We start from the raw sequence: 23,934 nt of genomic DNA on the forward strand, positions 1-23,934 counted from the left end.
CCTCTTTCGCCGAGGATCGGTTTGGCAGTGGCGCAGACGCGTTTGCGGTCTGTCCACAGGTTCATACATCCTACAAGTGTCATTAAGGACGACAGATCGCCGCGCAGCTGTTAAGTTGGCCAGACTGATGAGCGTGGAGTGCGATCGCATGCTGGACATTCATGATCCGAAAACCTTGGCACCGGCAGACCTTACTGCGTGGATGAAAGAGGTGTTTGCAAAGAAGCTGGCTGATATGACCCGGCTTGCGACCGTGAACCGGACGTTTGGCCGAGATGCGGAGGCAGATGACGACCTTTGGGATCAAGCGGCCGAGCGCGCGTGGGGTTTGCTGGACCGTGACGGAATGAATGCACAATTGCCCACTTCCGGCGAAGGCTTCTCCTGTGGCCTCACCAAGAAGGAGGAGCAGGCAACACAGATGATGCTGGAAACGCTCGCTCTAAATCTCGTATCCGAAGGTAGGACTCGCAAGAACGCCGCCTGGTTCACAGAAATTACCGGTCAGAGCGTCACGTCCCTCTTTCACACCCTTCAGTTGCGTGAGGCCTACATTAAGGCAATGGCACACGCGCACCATGCTGCGCCAAGCCTTGTTCAGGGACGCGATGAAACAAACCATGCCATCTTTCAGGCGTCATTAAAGGAGATTCTGGCTACTGAGGCAGTTGCCACCAGCCCCGAAGGCAACTTGCAGCAGCCTCACGACTCAACTTCACAGAAGCTCGGTTCCCTGATCGCCAGTCCCCTGTCACTCACCAAAGCCGTCTGTGAAGAAGATGCTGGCAAGCCAGCAATCCCTGAACCAGACCCCACTCTTTCCGCTGTCGCAGAACGGCTTATGGCCGAAAAGCGAAGTCAGGAGCTTAGGGAAGCGACGATCGCTCAATACGCTTCATCCATTGACCTCTTCATCAAAATTACCGGAATTCAGGACGTCCGAAAAATTGATCAGGACGTCGCAACCGTGTTCAAGGCCGGTCTTCGCAAGCTTCCCGTGAGCTACGGAAAGAGTCCTAAAGATAGGGACCTGAGCTTTGCCGAGTTGGTAAATAAGGCCGACGCACTTCCCGATGAAAAGGTCGGCCTGTCGCCAACGACTGTCAACCGTCATATCGACCACCTGAAACAGATCCTCAATAAGGCTGAGGAAGACGGGATCGCTCTTCGTCACAAGGTGAATACGACGAAATTACGCATGAAAGATTCGAAACGTGATCGAGACAAGCGTGCATCGTTTCGCAAAAAGGAGCTGGAGACACTCTTTGCTCATTCTCTCTGGACAGGCCACCGGCGTCCCGAGCGGCGCCACGAGGCCGGCGAATTCCTGATCAAGGATGGAAAGTATTGGTGCCCGCTGATTGCCAGCGTCACAGGCGCGCGTCTCGAAGAGATCGCCGCCTTGACCGTGACAGACATCGGCGTCGAAGACGGTATCTATTACTTTAGCTTTGACGAAAACGAGATCCGCAACCTGAAGACCTTGGCATCGCGGCGCCGGGTGCCCATCCACCCCGCCTTGATTGCAATTGGCTTCTTGGATCATGTCGAACGAATGCGATGCAAGAAATCCGTCGCGATCTTCCCTGAAATGGCCCCCGGTAAGGGAGCGAAATCGAGATATGGAAAGCATCTTGGATATAATTGGCGCCGCGCCCTTGATACTGCACTAGACGGGAACCCGCGCCAGCTTTGCTTTCACAGTATTCGTCATTTCGTAAACAAGGCCATCCGTGACATGAACGACGTGCCTAAGCTCGTTCGCCTCAACATCCTGGGACAAGAGGCCGAGGACACTAACGACCGTGTTTATGCAGAGGATAGTGAACTGCCCGTGATGCTCGATGTTATCAGTCGGTTGCCAGTTTGTTGGAGTAGCGCGAAAAGCCTCATGGGGCCGCATAGCGATGTTCAATCATGAGGCTTCATCTGCCGGTGTTGAGGAGAAAGGTAAAAAAGGCTGAAACTGGACATTCGCTGCACTCAGCGCTACCGGCTACTATTCGGACTAATCTGGCATTCGTCGGAGAGCAGCCAGCAACGTATTTGTTCAACAGAGCCGTATACTTAATTAACTTCAAGTCTGTAGATACGTCTTGAGCTTGAAGCAGTTAGAGCACAAAATCCGGAAATCATATCTTAAGGCTTATCGGGCGAAACTTTTATTGACGGAAGAACATCGAATGTCCGCAGAACAAAAGCACATAGTCGTTCTTGAAACAGTCCTTGCGGAGTATATCCAAAAGTATGGATTTACTGAAAAAGCACGTAAACTCTTTTTAACCAAGCGTGACCAAAACGACCTCAGCCCCGCGAAAAACTCGCAGTGATGCAGAAATCAAACGGATAGGTATTCGTCTCACACGTAATTCCGGCTAAGCTAAGGACGTCTGTCGAGTTTCTTGCATTTATGTAGAACAAGGGATTATCTACTACCTAGTTTCGTTTGTGCTATTATGCCTGCAAGTATAGGGCTTCGTAGTGAGTATAGACTTGCTATCTCGGACTTCTGCCTTATCGGGCGTCAAAATCGGGCAGGATAATTCCACCGGCACCTTAAAATTTTGCTAAACTCACCCAACTCTGACATCTTCAAGCCATACTTTCTGGACAAGTAATTCGCTACGGTATAGTTACTCCGGGGAGTCCGCCTAATGACCTTAGCTTCAATTACACCCGTTGTCCTCTCCGGCGGGTCTGGCACCCGTCTTTGGCCACTCAGCCGGGCCAGTTACCCTAAACAGTTCGCGCAGCTGATCGGTGATGACAGTCTATTTCAGGCGTCCGTCACGCGGCTGACGCGGACGGGTTTAGCGGCCCCGCTGATCGTAACCACGGACGATTTTCGCTTCATTGTGACCGAGCAGATGGCTGCTTGCCGGATCGATCCAGATGCGGTGCTTATCGAGCCGCAAGCGCGCGACACCGCCGCTGCCGTGTTGGCTGCCACGTTGCTAGCGGCCCGGAACGACCCGCGGTCCTTGGTGCTTATTGCGCCGTCGGATCACCTGATCGCAGACGCCACCGCCTTCGCCGCCTGCGCCGCCGCCGCGCGACCCGCGGCCGAGGCGGGGCGGATCGTCACCTTCGGCATCCGCCCCACCCGGGCGGAGACGAGCTACGGCTACCTCGACCCCGGGAGCGCGGGCGAAGGTCCGCAGCCCCTGAAGCGCTTCGTCGAGAAGCCCGATGCGGCAACCGCGCAAGCGATGTTCGACGACGGTCATCATTTGTGGAACGCGGGCCTGTTCCTGTTTCGCGCCGACGTCATGCGCGCGGCCTTCGAGGCGCATTCCCCCGACACGCTGGCCCTGGTCGAGGCATCACTCGCGCAGGCGCGCTGCGATCTGGGCTTCACCCGGCTGGCACCCGAGCCCTGGGCGCGGATCGACCCGATCTCGATCGATTACGCGGTGATGGAGAAGGCGGACAACCTCTCGGTCATGCCCTACGACGGGGCCTGGTCCGATCTGGGCGACTGGACCGCCGTCTGGCGCGAGACGGAAGACGCCGGCCTCGCCACGAAAGGCCCTGCGCTTGCGATAGACTGCACCGACACGCTTTTGCGGTCCGAGAACGAGGGCCAGGCCATCGTCGGCATCGGGCTCGACAACATCGTCGCCGTGGCGATGCCCGACGCGGTGCTCGTGGCCCACAAGGACCGCGCGCAACAGGTCAAGCAGGCGGTGGCGCAGCTTCATGCGGACGGGCACGCGCAGGCCAGAACCTTGCCCCGCGCCTACCGGCCCTGGGGCTGGTACGAGAGCCTGACGAACGGCCAGCGCTTCCAGGTCAAGCGCATCGTCGTCCACCCGGGTGCGGCCCTGTCGCTGCAAAGCCACCACCACCGCTCGGAGCACTGGATCGTGGTCGAGGGCACGGCGCAGGTGACGATCGACGAGACGGTAAAGCTGATCTCGGAAAACGAGAGCGTCTATATCCCCCTCGGTACCCGCCACCGGCTGGAGAACCCCGGCAAGCTGCCGATGGTGCTGATCGAGGTGCAGACCGGCGCCTACCTGGGCGAGGACGACATCCAGCGCTTCGAGGATGTCTATGCCCGCGACTGAGCCGGCGCGCTTCGGCACCTCGGGCCTGCGCGGGCTGGTCACCGCCTTGACGCCAGACGTGGTGGCGGCCCATGTCGCGGGTTTCGTGACCGCTTGCGACGCAGGCACCACGGTGCTGATCGGCGAGGACCTGCGCCCCTCCTCACCCGAGATCGCGCAGATCGCGGCCCGTGCGGTTCGCGCGGCGGGCGCGCAGCCGGTCCGGTTGGGGCCGCTGCCCACGCCCGCCCTGGCGCTGGCGGCCCAGGCGCAGGGGTCCGGGGCCATCATGGTCACCGGCAGCCATATCCCCGCCGACCGCAACGGGCTGAAGTTCTATCGTCGTGGCGGATCGGAGATCGACAAGCCCGACGAGGCCGCCATCGTGACGGCCGCCCGCATTCCCGCCCCGATGCTCGGGGAGGTCGTGGAGATCGACCGGGCGGCAGCCGCGCGGGCACTCACGGGCTATCGGGCGCGCTATCTCGACGCCTTCGGCGCGGGCGCGCTGCGCGGCCTGCGGCTTGGCCTGTACACCCATTCCAGCGTCGCGCGCGATCTGCTGGCGGAGCTTTTGCGCGCCTTCGGAGCAGAGGTCACCGAACTGGGCCGCGCCACCACCTTCGTCCCCGTCGATACCGAAGCCGTGGATCCTGCGACCCGCGCGCGGCTCAAGGCCTGGGCGGCGCAAGGGCTCGACGCGATCCTTTCCACCGACGGCGACGCCGATCGTCCCTTGCTCGCGGACGAAACCGGAGAGGTCATCCGCGGCGACCTCCTCGGCGCGATCACCGCCCGGCATCTCGGCGCGACCCACGTGGTGACGCCGGTGACCTCGACCACGGCGCTCGACGCGATGGGGTTCGCGCAGGTGCGGCGCACGCGCGTCGGTTCGCCTTACGTCATCGCGGGCATGGCCGACGTGGCCCCCGCCCGCGTCGTGGGGTTCGAGGCGAACGGCGGCGTCCTCTTGGGCTTCGACGCGGGCCCCCTGCCTGCCTTGCCGACCCGCGACGCGGTGCTGCCGCTGATCACCCCGCTTCTGGCCGCGCGCGGCGCGCCCCTCTCCACGCTCGTCGCCGCCTTGCCGCGCCGCGTGGCCTTGGCCGACCGCCTGCAAGGCATCGACCGCACCCGCGCCGCGGCCTGGATTAAGACCTTGACCCAAGACGACCGGGCCCGGGCCGCATTTTGGGACGGCGCGCCTGCGGCGCTCGACGTGACCGACGGGCCACGGATGATCCATCCGAACGGCGACATCCTGCACCTGCGCTTGTCCGGCAACGCGCCGGAACTGCGAGTTTACGCCGAGGCGGTCACACTGGGCGCAGCCCAGATGCTGTTAAACCGTGGTTTGAAACGGGCCTGCTCCATGGTCCGATGAAGAAAGCACGGAACGGAGCTCCGATTGGTGAGAAGGACTAAACGGCGGATGACCTGCCACTGAACTTTCATCCAGCCGCGACCGGAGCCCGATCAGTGTTTACGCCCATCGGCGCAGGTTGAGCAATCGCCCGACGGGCGGAGCTTTCATCTCGCGCAGCGGGGCGGGCGATTGCGGTGGTCAGGATTCGCGCGTAGTCGGTCGGGGTCTGGTAGTCCAAGGCCGAATGTGGGCGTTCTGTGTTGTAGTCGGTGGCCCAGGCGGCGATCACGACGCGCGCATGGGCGAGATTGCGGAACATCGTCTCGTTGAGCAGTTCGTCGCGCATCCGACCGTTGAAACTCTCCACGAAGCCGTTCTGCATCGGTTTGCCCGGCGCGATGTAATGCCATTCGACGCTGTTCTCGGAGCACCACCGCAGGATGGCGTTACTGGTCAGTTCCGTCCCATTGTCGCTGACGATCATTCCGGGCTTCCCGCGGCGCTCAATCAGGGCCGAAAGTTCACGTGCTACACGGCGCCCTGAGATCGAAGTGTCAGGGATTGCCGCCAAACATTCGCGGGTGACGTCATCGACCACGTTGAGCACCCGGAAGCGCTGGCCGCCCGCGAACTGGTCATGGACGAAATCCAGCGACCAGCGACCAGCGTGTATTGGGCCACGCCTCGACCAGGATCGGGGCTCGCGTCCCGATAGCCTTGCGCCGGGCCTTTCGCTTGCGCACCGTCAGCCCCTCTTCGCGGTAGAGCCGATAGATCCGATTGATCCCCGAGGGCTCGCCTTCACGGCGAAGCAGAACGAACAGCCGACGATAGCCGAACCGCCGACGCTCATTGGCCAGCTCCCTCAGCCGCCCTCGCAGCTCCGTATCCGGCGCACGCCGCGACTGATAGCGGACCATTTTGCGATCCGCTCCGACGATCCGACAGGCCCGCCGCTCCGACAGACCGTGACCGGCCTGAAGGTATGCGACCGCTTCGCGCTTCACGGCGGGCCCTACCATTTTTTTGCGACCAGATCCTTCATCGCAGCCAGATCGAGCATCTGCTCTGCCAGCAGCTTCTTCAGCTTAGCGTTCTCGTCCTCGAGCGCCTTCAGCCGCTTCGCCTCCGACACCGTCATACCGCCGAACTTGGCTTTCCAGTTGTAGAACGTGCCTTCCGACATGCCGTGCTTACGGCACAGGTCGGCACACTTCGCACCCGCCTCATGCTCCAACAGAATGCCGATGATCTGTTCGTCCGTGAATCTCGTTCGCTTCATTGTCCGTCCTCAAGTTGGGGCGGACTCTAATCGGCGGTGGAGGAAAAATCCCGTGGCAGGTCACAAGCACGCGAACAACGGAATGCAGTCGCCCGTTGACTTCGAAATCAGACAGCAGAAACTGGATCAGGCAGGTGTCTTGGAACCTAGGGGCACCTCACAGTTCGCCTGCCCTCTCGTTCCGATAGACGAACTATGAGTTGTTTCCGTCTTAGTTCGGTTGCCTACAATGCTTCCGTTAGAATTCTCGCCAAACGCCGAGCTTGAATGATTTGGCGCCGTTCGACAGTTTAAGACTGGTTCCGATCTCTAAAAACCAGTCATCTTCGACCGCGTAGACGTAGGAGGGCGCAAGCGTCGCTACCCAATCATTGTCTGAGGGCTTTGAGGTTTGAATTTGAATGAGTGACAGGGATCCGCCCTCATGAGCGATCCCGCCGGTGACGTCCACCTTGCCAAGTTGCGAACCATCGCCGCGGAACGCGTAGCTTGCCTCTATTCCGGCCCAGCCGGAAAGGTCTCCGGATTGCCAGCCGCGGCCCCAACTGGCACCGGGTCGGACAACGGCGTAGGTGTTATCGCTAATATCGACGACTCCGACTCCAAGTTCGAGCGCATAGACATCCGGACCGGACGGCATTGTGTAGGATTGCCGCAAAAAAACGATCCCTGACCGGTCGCGCGCCACTGGGTTGTAGCCAAGGTCAAGACCGAAGGTCAGCGCTTCGGTCAGACCGTATTCCGCGAAGATGGAGCCGTAGTCTTGGTCTTCAGTTTCATTCAGTTGATATTGGTAGGACAGGGAGAAAAAACTATTTTCCTCCCCTCGCGGCCAGGCCGAGGCGTCGACCAATTGCGGCATTAATCCTAAGGTCACGCCAAGTGCAAATACGTGAGGAAGCTGAGCCAAACGATTACCCTCCATTGACCACGTCGCGGATAACATCCGCGATCGTGAGCGCATTGAATGGTTTTGATATGACGCGGGTCGCACCGGCCTGCAGCAGCTTTTCGGCAAAGCTTTCATCGGATTTCGCAGTGCACATGATGACCGGCTTCGTTGAGCTTTCAGGGCGCGACCTGACATGTGCCAACAAGTCGCGCCCGTCAGGCTTCGGCATCATCAGGTCGAAAAGGTAGGCATCGAATTCTTCAAAGTCAATCAGGTCGATCCCCGCCTGCCCAGTATTCGCGGTTGAGAGGTCGATGTCGTCTTCGGTTTCAAGCACGATGTCTATCAAAGAAATCATATCTTCCTCGTTGTCGACAAACAGGATCTTCATGTCTTCTCTTCCTCGACACGGGGTAGTTTAGTAGCAGCGGGCATCTTGACGATGAATGTCGATCCGCTTGCGCCGTCATCAATCGCTTCGCTGGTATGAATCGTTTTCAGCAACAGCTTTCCGCCTTGCCGCTCGACCAGTTCGCGGGCGATAGCAAGCCCCAGACCAGTGCCGGTCACCTGACGCTCGTGGTCGTGCGCGGGAGGAGCGAAACGTTCGAAGATTGAGGTGCGCGAATGGACCGGAATGCCAGGTCCCTTGTCGCGGCACCACAGGGTGACCGTTTTATTCTCGCTGAGGCTCGCCCCGACCATGACCGTTTCTCCGCGCGGGGAATATTTAATCGCATTTGAAATTAAGTTCCCCATCACCTGTTGCATCCGGTTTGGGTCGGCGGAGATGTTTACATTGGGCACGGGGCGCTCGATCTCTAAGTTGACACCAAAACTATCGGCGTAGCCGCGCAAGTTCGCGACCGCGTCTGACAGAACAACATCGGCCCCTATTTCTTTCTTGGATATAGAAAGACCTTTCTGATCGACCGCGTGCAAGGTCAGAATATCATTAACGAGGATAAGCAGACGATCGGCGTTTCCCTTGGCCAGTTCGATCAATTTTTTGCCGCTCGCGTTTAGGTCCTTGCCGAAGCGGGCCAAATAGACGTCCAACGACCCGCTGAGCGAGGTGAGTGGGGTTCGCAATTCGTGGTTAATCGATTCAATGAACCGTAGGCGCGTATTGGTCAGGCGCTCTTCAGCACCAACGTCCGTGAGAACGCCGAAATAGACCGGTCCTGTTACGGTCTCAATCATATCCATGCGGCAACGGATGTCGCGCCCGTCATTAATTTCAGGTAGTTCAACTTTGAACGAAACCCGGTTGCTTTCTTCTCCGCGCCCATTGAGTTTGAAAAGTTCGGTGTAAGATTTCACGATCTCGACGGCTGACACAATATTATTGACTTGCAGCAGGTCGCGCGCCCGCCTGTTTGCATCCATTATTGAAGCTTTGTCGTCAAATATGACGATCCCGTCCTCAACGTTCTGAAAAACCGCCTGGAACTGCCGTGCCGCGTCGTTTGCTTTCTTCGCCGCTTGTTCGGATACCTGAAACGCTCGGGTCAACAACGCAAGACGCTTCTGAGCCTGCAGTCCTGCAACAATGGCGCTGGTAAACAGAACGACCGCCATTGCCGCGGTCAGTAGTGAGCGAAGCGCAAACCCGTCCAAAAGTTCCGAACGCGGGGTAGCGACCCGCGTTGCGAGCGGGGCGTTGAGGATTGAAGTGCTCGCCTCTACCCACCACCGCGTCCGCTCGACGCCTTTATTCGAAGAAAACGCTACGGAACCATCATCTGCAACAACCTCAACTACCATGCGTTGGTCAATTCGCGTCTCTTCCAACAATGTCTCGAAATAGGCTTCCTCCAGAGATGAGGCGATGACACCGCTGCGGCTGGGCCCGGCCTCTCCGATAGGCCAAGCAATTGGCGTAACATAAGATCCAGTGGCACGGGAGATAATCGGCGACTCCACCACGAAAGTGCCGTTGTCGGATGCCATTCCTTTTTTAAAGTAAGCGCGGTCCGCTACTGAAATTCCGATCAACGACGGTGACGTCGAGAACCGAATGATGCCCTCGTCATCCACAACAAGAACGGTCTTCAATTGATCGGAATTATCCGTGATCTGCACCAATCTTTCGTCGAACTGGTTTTGTTGCATCGCCGTCTGGGGCAACCCGTTGCGAGCCAGTTCTTCATTCAAATCGAAAAGTTGCGCTGTTGCGATACCCAGCGAGCCCGTAAACGTCTGATTAAACTGGGAAGCCACGTGTGCCAACCGTTCCTCCCCAGCCGCGATCGAGCGCTTATAATCAAAAAAAATTACGATTCCTACGAAAACTAGCAGTGCCGAACTGCGAAGGCCTACGTAAATTACTGGCCGAAACGTGCGCTCCTTTAGTCGCCCAGAAAGACCATGCATTGAAGTTCGAAAGGAATCCAAGGTTTCGCTCACTCTTGCCCTACGACCCAAATCTTACCCCGGTCTTCGGGGCGTATAGTCTCGAGGGCGCGGAAAGCATCGCCCATAATTTTTGATGGGGTTTGCGAAGCCGAGGAGGCCAGCGTGATGCTGACCGTCGGTGGGGCTCCTTTCATGCGGTTGCCAAGGCCGATCAAGACGTTTTGCACGTCCGATTGGATCTGCTCAAGCTGCCTGCGCATCGTCCTTGCGTCATGTCGAAGACTCACACCACAGAATGCCTCGTCCTCCCAGTGCACCAGAATGTCGCTTGCTGGCTGAAGTATCCCGGCCAACGCGTGGGCAACTTTCTGTAATACCGCTTCGCGCTCCGGCGGCGAGAAATCAACTGTATCATGCGCAAGTGCGTCGATAGACATCACGTAGATCGACAACATGCTCTGGGGTTTCAAGCTCGTCAGCGCGGTGAGTAGTGTATCCCGGTTGCCAACGAAGGGTCGGTGAGCCGCCTCCTGCGCCTCAGGCAGGTCTCGCACAAAGCGGGCGGGGGGCGCGATTTTCCGCCGATCCAGTTCCGATTTGAGTCGTAGTTGAGACTTAAGTCGAGCTTGAAATTCGATGTGGTCGAAGGGCTTCGTAAGGTAGTCATTCGCCCCGGCCATAAAGGCGCGCGACAGCGACTCCTTGTCGCTGCGACTGGTCAGCATCACAATTGGCACATCACGCCATTGGGCCAACTGTCGTAACCGTGCGCAAAGCTCGATACCATCCATCCCCGGCATCATAATATCAAGCAAAACAAGATCAGCGGTCTGCTCAGGGCCCGAAAGGGACTCCAGCGCTGCCAGAGGATCCTCGAAGGTCTCGACATCATCGAATCCGAATTTTGCAAGGGTCGCGACCACAAGGTCGCGGGCGATCTCGGAATCATCTATGGCAATTATTTTTCTGGTCATTGTTCCATTCTAACGATTTATCTCGAAAAGTCGCCATCCGTTTCGAGAGTAAAGTAAGTCGAAGGGCTCGGCTTCGCCGTCCGCGAGTTGCGGAAAGGCACGTAGTAAGCGGTCGTCTTGAGCCGTGGCCATCAGATCCTGCCGGACAAGTAAATAGTCACCACGGGGCCGACCGCCTTCGATAGTGATATCATAGTCGGGGTCGCCCGTTATAAGGAAGGACTGGATGTCGCCAATAGCCGCGACCAGGCCGGGATGCCGCTCAATATCGACCAGAATCTCCTGTCGCCCCGCAAGCACTTTGGCAAGATCGCGGTTTAGGGTTCTGGGATCGGCAACTGTCTGTCCCGACAGCACCTTGACCATTCTCTGGCTTTCAGATGATCCTGCCGAGCGCATTCCGAGAATTGCCAGTGGTAACGACGTCGCGAGCAGCGCACAGACCAATCCTACGCGCATGCTACCCAGTGGCCAACTGCGAACCGCCACAACGCAAAGACCAAGAACCGGAGTGGCCACGATGACGGAGTCATTCTCAAACCCGTAGGCAAGGTTCAGTGTCGCTCCGCCTGCGAGACTGCCAATCCCCGCCAAAATTGGTAGTGCGTAGCGTGGCAATAGGATCAGTCTGATCAACGCGGCCAGTGGAAGACAAAGCGACAGCGCTAGGGGCGTCAGTCCTGATGCCGGGCTTGGCGCACCGCCGCGAACAAATGACGATGAGAAGAACTCTGTGTTTAGAACGAAGCTTACGAATGAAAGCGACCCAATCGCGGCCAGCACCGGGAAGAACATTGCTGTGAGATAACCTGTGGAAGACATCGCCAGCATGCTGGGCCGGGCTGAGATCACAATGAACGGCAAGGTTCCCAGCGCCAGCAAGATCCCGTAACTATGCGACAGCGGCATAACCAATAGGCCAACGGCTACTTTCATCATATCGGGCGCGGCCCCGTTTAGCCGCAGGTTCAGAAGGCCGCGTGCGTAGATCCAGAAGCCGAAAAGTAATAGGACGGCGTTCGGCCCCTCGGCTACGGCGCGGATAAAGAGTGGATTGAAAGCCAGCAGGACGAGAATGATGAGCGCTGCTCCTCGGCCAAGCTCGCCACGCTCACGCAGGTTCGCATACCACGCAAGCAACATCGCGGCCGACAGCGCGGCCGACAGCAGCAGCGGTGTCGGAAGTAGGTTTCCCGGCCTAACTTGCTGCAAGATCAGCGTCATCGTGTATGGTAATGGTGGGTAGAACGCCTCGGTCGCGCGAAACCGCGGCGGTCCTTCTATTTGCACGATAGCGCGTGCCCACATCTGCTCGATCGATTCAGACATGAACCCACGCAGGTCTAGCCAGAATAGACCACTCAGCAGAGCAGCGAATAACAGCGACGCGATAGTCAGCTTTTGTATCAATCTATTCATGTCTGCGCCTCGGCCTGCGCACTTTGAAGTTCCTGTTCTGTGTGTTTCGACAGACCGTGCTGTGTCTTTTCCCAGTAGAACGGATTCGTGACCAGCTGCTTAAGCGCCTTGTAAGAGGCAATCGTCATCAGCACCCAATATCCCACGATGGTGATCCCCCACGGCGCGAGATCCGTCCAGCGCCGCCTGAACGGGGCAACCATCGTCAGGTAGATCAACAAGCAGTTTCCAGCCAAAAGGTTGATCAAGGAGAGATAGAGAAGCACCGGCGGGAAGTAAGGTTCGATCGCCGCTGCCCCGAAGACCATCCAAAGAATAAATATTCCCCAGAATATCGGGTTCAGGAGCCCGGATAGCACCGTGCCCCCAATGAAGAAGACGAACCCGATCACCCCCCGGATCCCGACACTTCTCAATAGGTGCAGGGGCCTGCGCGTATGCACAAGGAAGGTCTGCATGTAACCTTTGATCCACCGACTGCGCTGCCGGATCCAGTTTGGCACAGAGACGTTGGCCTCTTCGTAAGTGGTGCTATCAATTACGCCAACGCGGTAGCCCTTTTGCGTCAGCCGGATACCTAGATCCGCATCCTCAGTAACGTTGAACGGATCCCATGCATGAAGCTCACGCAGCACGTCCATACGGAAATGGTTCGACGTCCCACCCAGCGGGATCGGCACACCCAGACGCTCCAGCCCCGGTAGCATCAGGTCAAACCACAGAGAATAGTCCAGCGTGAACATCCGCGTCAGCCAGTTCTCGCGCGCGTTGTAGTAGTTAAGGCGGCATTGGATGCAGGCAGTGTTTGCAGGTCTCTGACGGAAAGCCGCGAGCACCTTTTTAAGCTGATCCGGCTCAGGCTTATCTTCGGCATCGAAGATTACGAGGTAGTCACCGCGGGCGTATTGTAGAGCGTAGTTGCAGGCCTTCGGTTTGGTTTGAGGGTGCGACTGCGGCACCTCCACGATTTCAAAGATGCCTTCAAGTTCAAGCTTGCGCGCCGCCTCGATGGTCTCATGATCACTCTCCTCCAGGACGATCTTGATGTCGAGCTTGGCCAACGGGTAGTCGAGCCGGCGCAGCGCAGCGGTAAGGATCGGCAAGACTTCGGGTTCGCGGAACATTGGCACAAGTACGGTATAGACCGGCAACTCCTCGTCGCGCAGGATGGCCGCCTCTGCCGCGATTGCTCGCGAGGACCGCTCCTGCGTTTCGCCACCAACCCAGACCAATACCGCTTTGAAGAGGAAATTTCCGGTATAGAACAACGTCATTACGAGGTTTAGTGCGACCAGCGTTGCTACCGGCGCCAAAGCAAACCCGGACAGCACCGCGCTTAGCAGGCCGTAAATCACCACAACTTGTGGCGTCGTAACGACGGTGGCCGCCGACATCACCGGGTCAGTCTCGGCCAGGCCAAAGACAGCCTTGTGCGACTGCTCCTCGCGGAACGCCCGTCGCAGAGCCAGCGAAATTTCAAGCTGTGGAGCGACCACGATCTCGACCTCGCCCGGGTAGGTCTGCAGGATATGCAGCAAGGTTTTTGAGCCGGGCCGCGCAGTCGCAACAACAACCCCGCCGTCGAGCTTGTCGCGCAGCGGGATCGTCATGGCATTGGTCATCTCGTCGACGTCGTAGGCCCGGATCAAGTCCAGATCCGGAGGATCCGCGACGAGATCTCCCATTCCAAGATCGTAGTAGAATGCCAGCGCCCTGTAGAGCGCACCAGGTTTGAGCCAGTTCCGCGCATGCAGTATATCGACAAGCCCAACCTGCCATGCCTCGGCCAAGGCAGTTGCCTCGTCCAACTGCGCGCTCGTCAGAAGACCGCGATCAAGCAGAAGCTCTCCGATCTCGGCGCTTTCACTGTCGAGCATTGCGCCTCAACTCTTCTTTCCGCGTCCGGCGCGGTGATAAACCCCCTGCAAGAAACGAATTACGATCAGCGTCAACGCAATCCACAACGCGCCGACAATCCAGGGCCTGTAGGTGGCGATGAGCTGCATCGCGTCGAAACGCTCCGGGTAGACCACATCGATAAGCGAGGCGCGCCGAGTTGAGGTGACAATCTGCACCCCGTCGCTACTTATGAAAGCCAAATCCCCGCGATCAAGCAGCAGCGGCGCAACTGGCGTCGGCGCCGGCGGGGCGCCCGCGCCGGGACGCAGCCACAACCCAGACCGGCCATTCACCTCTACGATTTGCACAAGACCCACATCATTGAGCATCTCGCCGTTGAATAGCACACTTCCTTGGTTGTCTCTAACCTCTACCCGCCCCTGATCAAAACGCACTTTTGCGTCTGCGCCCGCGGGGGCTTGGAACCCGACGTAAAGGAACGGCCGCGGCCTGTCGCCGTCAACTGGGGCTATGATCTGGGACTGCGGCGTAATTACGACTGCGTCGGGCAAGATGGCACCTGCGACGGGCAGAAGCCACGGCATCGCCTCTTGCGCTCCGACATCCTCACCCAGAACGACGTCCAAGCCGTTTCCAAAGGCTTGTCGAAGCAAGAAAAAATCATCTATTGGATCGGGCGCTTTGCCAAGGATGAAGCGGCTTTCGGGAAAGATCTGCGCTGGATAGCCTTGTGGACCGAAGCGACAACTTCCCCCTTCAATCTGGCGCTGGACGAGAACTTCAATCTGATTATCTCGCACGACCAGCCCCGCGGGGATCGTGAAGCTCATCCAAGTCGGGCCTTCGTTGTCTAAGGGCCGACTACCAAGTAAGGTTCCGTTCATGTATGCTGACGCCGTCACACCCTGGCCGTTGACGCTGCGCGCGGCGGCGATCAAAAGCTGAACGCCCATCGGGATCTGTCCGACGGGAAAAGCGTCTATCGACGCGCTAATGTCGAACGTGGTGCTACCGGTCACCAACTGGTCAAGCGTTCCAATATTCAGATCTGCGAACGTGATTGTGTCTTGTGTCGACCGCGATCCGTCGATTCGATACGTTGCACCCGACGATAATGGCCCCCAAGGACTACCGATGACATCGAACCCAAGCGACGGCTCTTTGCCTTCGAACAGCAATCCAGGCTTAGGGGTATTTGTGACAGAGACCTGTGCACCGCCTACGCCGCCTGTCTCTGTGCTGCTCAGTCTAATGGTGGTCGACGTCCAGCTGTCACCGCTGTCACTGTCGCCGCTTTCAAAAGTGATCATACCGGCTTCGGCATCATAGGCCGCCGCTGCGCGTAGCGCGAACGATAATGCGCGGTCGGCAGAAGTGCTGGGCACAGTCACGAGGCGCTTGCGCGGCGGCATCACATCGGCAACCCGCGCCACATCGTCAAGCGCCGCCCGATCCAGCGACAAAATAATGCGTGTACTTGGTTCGATCCGGAGAAAATCACCCGAGGCGCGTTCGTCGATACAAATGCTCTCAGAACTTGCACCAGCATAGTCGATACCGACTTCAACGAAGCCTGACTGGATCGCGTCTCTATCCAGCTCGATTTCGATGCGCCCACGTGACGTCTCACCGTCGATCCGCTCGACGTGCATTACTTGACCGCTAACACGGACCTGGAGGTTTCGCTCGACAGGAATGGTCTGGCCGCTCACGTAGTCAAGGACGAGACTCATCTCGTCGATTGCGTCACGCGTGCCTGTCGGAAAGAAGAACGTCGCCCCGCCGGAGAGCTGTTCAAACTCCACACCGTTCTGAAACCCGATCTCTGCCAAATCCAGAACCCGGGTCAAAATTACATTGCTGCTATCGGTCATGGTGGAAGAAGTTTGTGCCAAAGCACCGAACGGCGCAGCAGCGAAGCAGGCAAAGAGCACGATATACCAGCGCTTCATTTCAAAGCCTCATGCTTCTCCTTCAAAATGACGACCCGATCTAACGAGCCTCCAATCTCTTCTATCCACCCCGTGGCCTCCTGATTTTGCGCCTCTTCACTACCTTCAAAAATGTTGAGGGCCTTCCGAGCTTCGAGGGCGATCTCGTGCAATTCCAGCATCGCGGCGTTGCCCGTGAAATCGTGGATGAGAAGATGTAGCTTACTCCGGTCGGTCGTCTTCCCAGACGCGAACAGTTCGAGAGCTTCTCGCATCCTCGCAACGCGGACATCGATGGAATTCAGGAATTTTCTCTGTATTGAGCGAAATTTCTGATTGTAGTCCGACATTAAATATTCCGCTTGATGGAGGAATCGTCAACGTTGTTGGCCCAACTTTCGCAAACGAACGCATCAATTTTGCTCATACCAGACTTGTCGGAAGCGTGCCCGAAATCTTCTGAAAAAAGCTTCTCAGGTAGATAAACTAAGATACGACCGGCTGAGTGTTGAGGATTTGCAACACCGCAATGTCCGAGGAGCTCAGACCCATTCCCACCCCCTCTACTCGCATATGCTGAGGTGCTCCCCATCTCTTGGACAGGATCTGGCGCTTTTCAAGCTCTGATCTGCTCCTGCTGATCGGGTTACATTGCTTCGATTTCCAGCGAGTAGACCACCGCTGGTGGTTGTCCGCCAAGGGCTTTGTGCGGGCGGCGCTGGTAGTAGAACGCCATCCAGTTCCCGACACCCGCGCGGGCCTAGGACCCTGTCTCCCAGGCGTGGAGGTAGACGCACTCGTATTTCAGCGTCCGCCAGGTAATCCCCCCGTTTTTGCGGGGACTTGTTCGTAGAATTTACGCGGCCAATCTCAGTTTCTGGGCGGGGGTCATCCCGCCGTTGCCCATGTTTGGGCGCTCGTTGTTGTAAGACCAAAGCCACTCGGTGGCAATCTGCTGCACCTCGTCGATGGTTTCGAAGATATGGAGGTCCAGCCATAGTGCCGGACCGTCCTGTTGTAGCGCTCGACATATGCGTTCTGCTGTGGTTTCCTCGGCTGTATGTGGGCCAAAGCGATGCCCTTTTGTTCGGCCCATTCCATGAGGGTGCCGCTGATGTATTTCGGGCCGTTGTCGACTCGAATGGTTCGAGGCGCACCATGCCATTCGATGATCTGGTTCAGCGCCCTGACGACGCGTTCCGCGGGTAGCGAGAAGTCGACCTCGATACCAAGCCCTTCTTGGTTGAAGTCGTCCAAGACATTCAGCAGCCGGAACTGGCAATAGTTCCCAAGGCGATCTGCCATAAAATCCATCGACCAGACCTCGTTCGGCGCCTCAGGCACGGCCAGCTCATCGGGCTTCTCCCGTTTCAGCCGTTTGCGCGGCTTGATCCTAAGGTTCAACTCCAGCTCGCGGTAGATCCGGTAGACCCGCTTGTGGTTCCAGCCATGGCCCCGGATATTGCGCAGGTAGAGAAAGCACAGGCCGAAGCCCCAGGTCTTCTTCGCCTTCGTCAGCCCAAGCAGCAGGTCGGCAATCTGCTCGTTCTCATCGTCCAGCTTCGGGCTGTATCGGTAGCAGGTCTCGCTGACATCAAATGCTTGGCACGCCAGCGCGATGCTGACGCCCTGCATCGCCACCTCTTTCACGGCCAACTCTCGGCGTTGAGCTGGCCGCTTCATTTTTTTCCGAGCGCCTGCTTCAGCAGGTCGTTCTGCATGCTGACATCAGCAAACATGCGCTTCAGGCGGCGGTTCTCCTCGGCCATGGCCTTCATCTCGAAGATCAGGCTCGCATTCATGCCACCATACTTCGCCCGCCACTCGTAAAGCGTCGCACTGCTCATGCCATGTTCGCGGCAAAGCTCGGCAGCAGGAACACTGCCCTCCATCTGGCGCAGCACGCCCATGATCTGGGCCTCGGTGAAACGTGTCTTCTTCATTGGAATCCCCTCGTTCATCCTGCCGAGAAAATTCTACTTTCGCATCCCCTTAAAATTGGGGGGGATTACCGTTACAGTCGTTCGATGAAGATGTTGTCCAGGTAGCGACGCTTGCCGTCCATCGATATGCGGAAGCCCGAGCGGCGCAGGCGGTCTATCCAGACAAAGGATGTGAACTGCGATCCCTGGTCGCCATTCATAATGTCCGGCGGCCCAAATTGGTAGATGGCCTCGTTCAGCGCCTTGACGCAGAGGTCGGCATCCAGCGTGTTCAAGATCCGCCACGACAGAACCATCCGGGTATGCCAATCCATGATCGCCACCAGATAGCGGAACCCGCGGCGCATCGGCAGGTAGGTGATGTCCACGCATCAGACCTGGTTTGGCCTGTCCACCCGCAGACCGCGCAGCAAATAGGGGTAGGTCTTGTGCCCCTTCACAGGCCTACTAGTGTTGGGTTTCTGATAGATTGGCATCAATCCCATCAGGCGCATGAGCCGACGGATGCGCTTCTCATTCACCGCATGGCCTTCGCCCACGCAGGTGCCAGGTCATCTGGCGGACGCCAAAGAACGGTGTCTCGAGGAACTGTACGTCGATCAGCCGCATCAGCGCGACGTTCTGCTCGGTCTCGCCCTGCGGCGTGTAGTAGAACGATGACCGCGGTATCGACAGAAGCGCGCACTGTTGGTTAAATCGACAGGTCAGGATGGTCGCGCTCGATCATGGCGCGCCTCACATTCCGCCCCAGGGCTTGAGCTTTCTTTCGAAAAAATAGTTGGCCACAGCCAGCTCTCCGATCTTGGCATGCAGATCCCTGACCTGGTCTTCATTGATGACGGGTGCCTTGCGGCTGCCGCGTTCGGAGACACCCGATGCGCCATCCAGCAGCGCACGTTTCCATTGATTGATCATCGTCGGATGCACCCCGAACCGGCTCGCCAGCTCCGACACGATCGCCTCGCCTCTCAGCGCTTCCAGCGCCACCTTCGCCTTGAACTCAGGGGTATGCTGTTTTCGTTTCGAAATCTTCGATCTCCTTCGTGATGAAGATCAACAGACAGCAAATCAGAGCTTACGTCAGTGTCCAGTTTTTGGGGTCCACCTCAACTCGATGGGGGCAATCCGCCTGAGAGACCGACACGCCCCGCTCGCTCACTAGCTTTACCGCTTCGATCTTGAAACCACGGCTGAACTTCCGTCTCTTCATTTCCCCTCTCCAGTTCCTTGGTCACGATCTTATCTTCGTGTCCACGAAACGGGCAGCAGGCTATTAAATGGTGGCTTTTGGAAAGGAGGTGTGTGGTCAACGAAAGCTCATTTCGCGAAGACACCTCTAACGACATCAACTTTTCTCAATAAACTTCAAGGGATATGTTTCTTGCGAGCCGCCTCCGAAAGTGGAATTTTTAGGAAGAATGTCGTTCCTGTTCCAATTTCACTCCGATAAAAGATCTCGCCACCAAGCTGTTCTATCATCAGCTTTGAAATGTTCATCCCAAGCCCAGTGCCTTCATGCCCGCGTGAGGACGAGCTGTCGACTTGGGCAAAGCGGCCGAACACCTTGGCTTCGGCTCCGGCCGGGATACCGGGGCCTTGATCACTGATGCATAATTCGGCCATTGCGCCGGACTTACGTAGGCTCGTGACGACCGTTCCATCCTCGGGAGAGAATTTGATCGCGTTCGAGATGACGTTAGTGATGATCTGCTTGAGGCGTGTCGCATCTGTCAGCACTTCAATGGTGCGGTCGGTTTCCGTCACGACAAGATGGACAGGCCGTTGCTGCGCGTAGCCTTCAAGCTCCTCAAGCGAGGAGGACAAGAGGTATCGGAGATCAATACTTTCGAACTTCAGTTCCAGACGTCTGGCTTCCAGCTTCTGGAGATCAAGAAGATTGTCGATAAGCTTGGCTAGGCGTGCGCAGTTGCGCCGGGCGATCTCAACACCGCGTCTAGCCTGCCCCTGAAGCTCTCCCAACTGCCCGGCGTCGAGCAGGGCAAGCGTGCCACTGATAGAGGTAAGCGGCGTGCGAAGCTCATGACTGATAACAGCAATTAGCTCTGTTTGAAGCCGTGTCATCTCCTCAGCGCGCTCTTTTGCTTCGATAAGCGCTTTAGCGATTTCCTCTTCCCGCGTCACGTCGATAAGGGTTACTGTCCATCCAAGGAATGGACGATTACAATGCACTGGGTCATCGATGCGCAGGGCATACGGCTGAAAAATGCTCTCACCGATTGCGACATGTTGCTCAGTGAGTGTTTTGGCATCCATTTGCAGCTTTCTGCAAATTTCTGCCAAGACCTCTCTGGCTTCGTTTCCCTGAGGCCCGTCAAGAAATTTTTTAGCGAATGGATTGGTCGAGACCATGCTACCTGATCTGTTGCAGACCACCATAAAAACTTGAGCGTCACGGTAGATATGTTGCTCACCCACCAGCGACACATCAAGTAATCGATTGAAGACCAAAAGCCAAGAATAGATCGCAATCGAGATCACCAGGCCAAATGGGGTTGGGTCAACGCCGAAAACTGTCAAGCCAGCAAGATTGTAACTCGCATTCAGCCCTACTGGGACTAAAGTCATTGCGAGCAACCCTGCGAATAGAGGCCTAAACGAGGGATTCGATTTCCGGTATCCCTTAATTGAGATTACAGATGCAAAGAAGACCCAGCCATAATTGTGAAGGGACAGCAAGTAGTAGAAGATCCCGCGCTCGATGATCGCGGAAGGGCGGCCTGCGACCTGAGCGAGAAGGGTCCCATTACCAAAAAGTTCTTTGTGCCAAGAGTTTGTTAAGGCGATAAAAAGGACGGCAAGAGTTGCGGCTCCTAGCATAGAATAGCGGCAGCGAATCGATACTTGTGTCGGCTGCGGGCTGAAGTCGACGAGAAAAAGTGACCAAGCCATAGTTGTAAACGTGAGGGCTGGTGTCGTCATCGACATCCAGAGAATTTGGCAATCAAGAGACGGCGATGCTAGCTGCAACGTTGCGAAGGCAAGCCACGCAATCAGGCCTAAATGAGCAAGCCGAAACATTTTATGCCCTGGCCCAAACGGACGCGACCATGCCCATATCGTAAGGACCAAAAGAAGGGCCATCATAATGGAAGAAAGCGCGAAAGCGCCATCAAGCTGGAGGCGATTAAAACAGGACAAATGCCTCTCCGATTAAACTTCGGGGTAAGCTACGATACAAAACCATTCTGCAGGAAGTAATCACAAACGCGCGAGCCGAAACCCCCGTGTTCAACCTGTGTTAGAAAAGCCATATTGTGGAGAAGGCGGAAGCTTGTGAAGATTTTTTACTTACGCGTAGCTTCGAGCCATTACCGATTCTGCGACGCTTGTAGAACTGAAGTGTCCCCTCTTCCGCCGTCCAGCTCCACCGCAGCCCGAGAACGGCGCGCAACCGGTCCAGCGAACTGATGGTCCCCATTCCTTGCAAAACATCCGGCACGGTATCCTAGGCCAGACCGCTATCGCGCGCGAGGCCCTAAAGGGTAATTCCGGACGTGTCGAAGCCGGTTGGAAGGAGAATGGAGCGCATCTGGAACTTCTGGACCATATGGTCCATGTTTTCCAGATAGCATTTAAACCGGACCGAATCCGGCACCTCAAGTTCGCCCGCGTCGCTGGACCCAGACTGCTACGACCCGAAGACTAATTACTTTGGCAGAGCCCGGCATTTTGCGCCGAGGCCGATGAACCAACTTTCCGTATTGCGGGTTCAACCAATAGCCAAAGACTGAGAGCCTGCACTATCTGCAAAGCAACGGTTCGCCTGCCGATTGGAAAGGCCAGTCTAACCCCCGTGACGACGCGGCCACCTCGACAAGACCCGGGTGCCCTTTGCGAGCAGGCCGCTCTACTTCAGCAGATCCTCGCCCCTGCACCGGATCATCTTTGCCGCCTCCGTCAACACGGCTTTGATCTCAATCGTCGATCTCGAGCCATTCGGCGAGATGGCGGCGTATGAACATCTGCCGGGTCGGAGGGTTCGGCTCTTGTCCGCGGAGACTGTCGATCTTTTCGAGAAGAGCCTTTGGTAGGCGAACCGTAAGTGGTTCAGTTTCTACCACTGGTCTGCCTATTTTTGGTTTATCCGAAGTCATACGCTTTACCACCTTGACGTCTTAACTTTACGGCGTTATAAAGGTGTTCATAACGAGCCAAAACGAGGGCGGCAACCCTCGTCTCGGCTCTAAACACAAAGATCGTATGGAGATCTCTATGTCTAACACTGTCCCTACCACGCCTCGCGGCGTGTCCAACACCCCTTGCATCACGCCTCCCGGTGTTCCCGGAGCCCCCTCCCCACTGCCGTCGCCGGAGCTTGCCCGCGCATTCGCGGCTTTCGCTGCCTGCCTCCATCTCACCCGTGCTGCCATCGAGGCCGAGGCGGCCGTCGAGACGCTGGGGTCCGACCCTTCCGTGATGCGGTTCGCCGATGCGGCCGCGGACGCCTGGGCCCGGGCGGACGAGGCCTTCTGGGCGTTCCGCTTCGGTGGGAATGCGCCGTCGGACCTCTCCGAAGCCGCCTGGGTGTTCCTGCTCCTGTTCGAGGACGACGGCGACGATCTTGCGCGGCTGTCACAGCGCGGGGGCGGCATCCGCTATCGTGCGCAGGTCTGCGCGCGCAGCCCGCTGCCGGGCGAGCGTGTCCTGGCAGAGCCGCTGCACGCCGCGGCCAACTTGCTCGAAGAGATGATATGGATCGCGCTTGCGGATCACACCGCGCGCACGGGGCAGGAAGAGCCCTGGACCGACTGGGGTCTCTGACCTCCACAGTCTTTCCTCTCTTTCCCCCTCTGCCTGACCGTCTCGGGCACCCGGATCTGCCGGGTGCTGCCGGTCGAGCTCTGTCCAGAGTCATCTCTCTTCGAAAGGAGCGTTCCCATGAACGACTTCCCCACCTCCTTCGTCATCGACGGGGTCGTCCACCCCGCCCTGCCCATGCCGCTCAAGCCGTCCTGGATCGAGGGCGCCGCAGACGACGGCTTCGACCTGATCGGCCGCGCCTGGGACCGCTACCACGGCGTGCTGCGCTGTCGGACCTGCAAAGCGGTCTCGCTCACGCGCATCAACGTCTTCCGTGACCGCACCGCGCTGTGCCGTGCCTGCATCCGGGACCGGCGGGAGGCTGACGCTGCGACCCTCGGCGCCGAGTTGCTTGGGCCCGATTCCCGTGACCGGCACTACGGACACTACCTGCTGTCCTGCGGCCACATCGTGCGGCGTCAGTTTCACCGCATGACAACCGCTGCGGCCGGAGGCCACGCCATCGACTGCGAGACCTGTCGCGAGGTGCGCTACGCCGATGAGGCCTGTGCCTATGGTTGGACGCTTGTCGGGCCGGCCACCAGCGGCCGCAGCGGCTACCGCCGTTACCGGCACGGCTGCGGGCACGGGCAGGACATCAGTATCGGCAACATGGCCTGGGGGGACTGCTCCTGCGGCGGCTGCGGCACCGACTGGTCCGGGCAGCCGTCCTTCGTCTACCTCTTCCGCATCGACCTCGCCGGCCTGCCGGTAGTGAAACTGGGCTACAGCGCCCGGCCCGCCAAGCGGCTGCGGCATCAGCTCGGGATCGACCGAGCGGTGCGCACCGAGGTCCTGCGGGTGGTGCCGTTGGCCTCCGGCAATCTCGCGGTGCGCGACGAGAGTGCGTGCCACCGCCACATGCGCGCCAGGCACCCCGGCGCGATCGTGCCGAAAGCGGTCTTCGGCGATGCGATCAACACGCAAGGCGAGATCTACCACGCCACCGCCCTGCCCGTCCTGCAGGCCCTCCTCGACCGGATCGCGGCGCGCCACGGCGGCCCGGATAGCTCCGGCTGACACCAAGGGAGGGTCCCGT

Annotated in this window: 16 protein-coding genes and 4 pseudogenes; 5 read left to right on the plus strand and 15 right to left on the minus strand. The window is 58.0% G+C overall.

Annotated elements, in window-relative coordinates:
• Positions 1-148: 148 nt before the first annotated feature.
• The 3 genes from EU805_RS12565 (at position 149) to EU805_RS12575 (ending at position 5,433) form a co-directional block, all read left to right on the plus strand.
• Complete coding sequence (locus EU805_RS12565) at positions 149-1,921, plus strand: site-specific integrase (protein ID WP_129764322.1); 1,773 nt, start codon at positions 149-151, stop codon at positions 1,919-1,921.
• 733 nt (positions 1,922-2,654) lie between these two features.
• Complete coding sequence (locus EU805_RS12570; protein ID WP_129764323.1) at positions 2,655-4,070, plus strand: mannose-1-phosphate guanylyltransferase/mannose-6-phosphate isomerase; 1,416 nt, start codon at positions 2,655-2,657, stop codon at positions 4,068-4,070.
• A complete protein-coding gene (locus EU805_RS12575) occupies positions 4,057-5,433 on the plus strand; it encodes a phosphomannomutase (RefSeq protein WP_129764324.1) in 1,377 nt (458 codons plus the stop codon). Before EU805_RS12570 ends, EU805_RS12575 begins: the two co-directional genes overlap by 14 nt.
• Positions 5,434-5,500: 67 nt before the next feature.
• Here the strand turns inward: EU805_RS12575 and EU805_RS12580 are convergent.
• The 15 genes and pseudogenes from EU805_RS12580 to EU805_RS12650 form a co-directional block, all read right to left on the minus strand.
• A pseudogene (locus tag EU805_RS12580) lies at positions 5,501-6,697 on the minus strand (IS3 family transposase).
• A 238-nt stretch (positions 6,698-6,935) separates the two neighbouring features.
• A complete protein-coding gene (locus tag EU805_RS12585; RefSeq protein WP_129764325.1) occupies positions 6,936-7,607 on the minus strand; it encodes a hypothetical protein in 672 nt (223 codons plus the stop codon).
• Between the two features lie 4 nt (positions 7,608-7,611).
• Entirely contained in the window at positions 7,612-7,980 is a 369-nt protein-coding gene (locus EU805_RS12590; protein ID WP_129764326.1) for a response regulator, read from the minus strand.
• On the minus strand, positions 7,977-9,812 hold the full coding sequence (locus tag EU805_RS12595; RefSeq protein ID WP_165351941.1) for an ATP-binding protein: 1,836 nt from the start codon (positions 9,810-9,812) through the stop codon (positions 7,977-7,979). The genes EU805_RS12590 and EU805_RS12595 overlap by 4 nt, the downstream gene beginning before the upstream one ends.
• Positions 9,813-9,994: 182 nt before the next feature.
• A complete protein-coding gene (locus EU805_RS12600) occupies positions 9,995-10,921 on the minus strand; it encodes a response regulator (protein WP_129764328.1) in 927 nt (308 codons plus the stop codon).
• A 9-nt stretch (positions 10,922-10,930) separates the two neighbouring features.
• Complete coding sequence (locus EU805_RS12605; protein WP_129764329.1) at positions 10,931-12,340, minus strand: hypothetical protein; 1,410 nt, start codon at positions 12,338-12,340, stop codon at positions 10,931-10,933.
• Complete coding sequence (locus EU805_RS12610) at positions 12,337-14,217, minus strand: glycosyltransferase family 2 protein (RefSeq protein WP_129764330.1); 1,881 nt, start codon at positions 14,215-14,217, stop codon at positions 12,337-12,339. Before EU805_RS12610 ends, EU805_RS12605 begins: the two co-directional genes overlap by 4 nt.
• 6 nt (positions 14,218-14,223) lie before the next feature.
• Entirely contained in the window at positions 14,224-16,152 is a 1,929-nt protein-coding gene (locus tag EU805_RS12615) for a cellulose biosynthesis cyclic di-GMP-binding regulatory protein BcsB (RefSeq protein WP_129764331.1), read from the minus strand.
• Complete coding sequence (locus EU805_RS12620; RefSeq protein WP_129764332.1) at positions 16,149-16,481, minus strand: Hpt domain-containing protein; 333 nt, start codon at positions 16,479-16,481, stop codon at positions 16,149-16,151. The genes EU805_RS12615 and EU805_RS12620 overlap by 4 nt, the downstream gene beginning before the upstream one ends.
• A 296-nt stretch (positions 16,482-16,777) precedes the next feature.
• Positions 16,778-16,948, minus strand: a pseudogene (locus EU805_RS17715) (integrase core domain-containing protein); the annotation flags it as partial.
• A gap of 39 nt (positions 16,949-16,987) precedes the next feature.
• A pseudogene (locus EU805_RS12625) lies at positions 16,988-18,074 on the minus strand (IS3 family transposase).
• Positions 18,075-18,145: 71 nt separating this feature from the next.
• Entirely contained in the window at positions 18,146-18,442 is a 297-nt protein-coding gene (locus EU805_RS12630; protein WP_129764333.1) for a DDE-type integrase/transposase/recombinase, read from the minus strand.
• Positions 18,443-18,809: 367 nt separating this feature from the next.
• A complete protein-coding gene (locus EU805_RS12640) occupies positions 18,810-19,103 on the minus strand; it encodes a transposase (RefSeq protein ID WP_129764335.1) in 294 nt (97 codons plus the stop codon).
• 97 nt (positions 19,104-19,200) lie between these two features.
• A pseudogene (locus EU805_RS17465) lies at positions 19,201-19,284 on the minus strand (transposase); the annotation flags it as partial.
• 155 nt (positions 19,285-19,439) lie between these two features.
• Positions 19,440-21,179 carry a histidine kinase N-terminal 7TM domain-containing protein gene (locus EU805_RS12650; RefSeq protein WP_370318206.1) on the minus strand — a complete coding sequence of 580 codons (1,740 nt, stop codon included), beginning with the start codon at positions 21,177-21,179 and terminating at the stop codon, positions 19,440-19,442.
• A gap of 1,128 nt (positions 21,180-22,307) precedes the next feature.
• On the opposite strand from EU805_RS12650, the gene EU805_RS12655 reads away from it, so the two are divergent.
• Positions 22,308-22,856: a hypothetical protein gene (locus EU805_RS12655; protein ID WP_129764338.1), complete on the plus strand. Its 549-nt coding sequence runs from the start codon at positions 22,308-22,310 to the stop codon at positions 22,854-22,856.
• A 117-nt stretch (positions 22,857-22,973) separates the two neighbouring features.
• Complete coding sequence (locus EU805_RS12660; RefSeq protein WP_129764339.1) at positions 22,974-23,915, plus strand: hypothetical protein; 942 nt, start codon at positions 22,974-22,976, stop codon at positions 23,913-23,915.
• Positions 23,916-23,934 lie beyond the last annotated feature (19 nt).

Source organism: Salipiger sp. IMCC34102, assembly GCF_004145405.1.
GTDB lineage: Bacteria > Pseudomonadota > Alphaproteobacteria > Rhodobacterales > Rhodobacteraceae > Loktanella.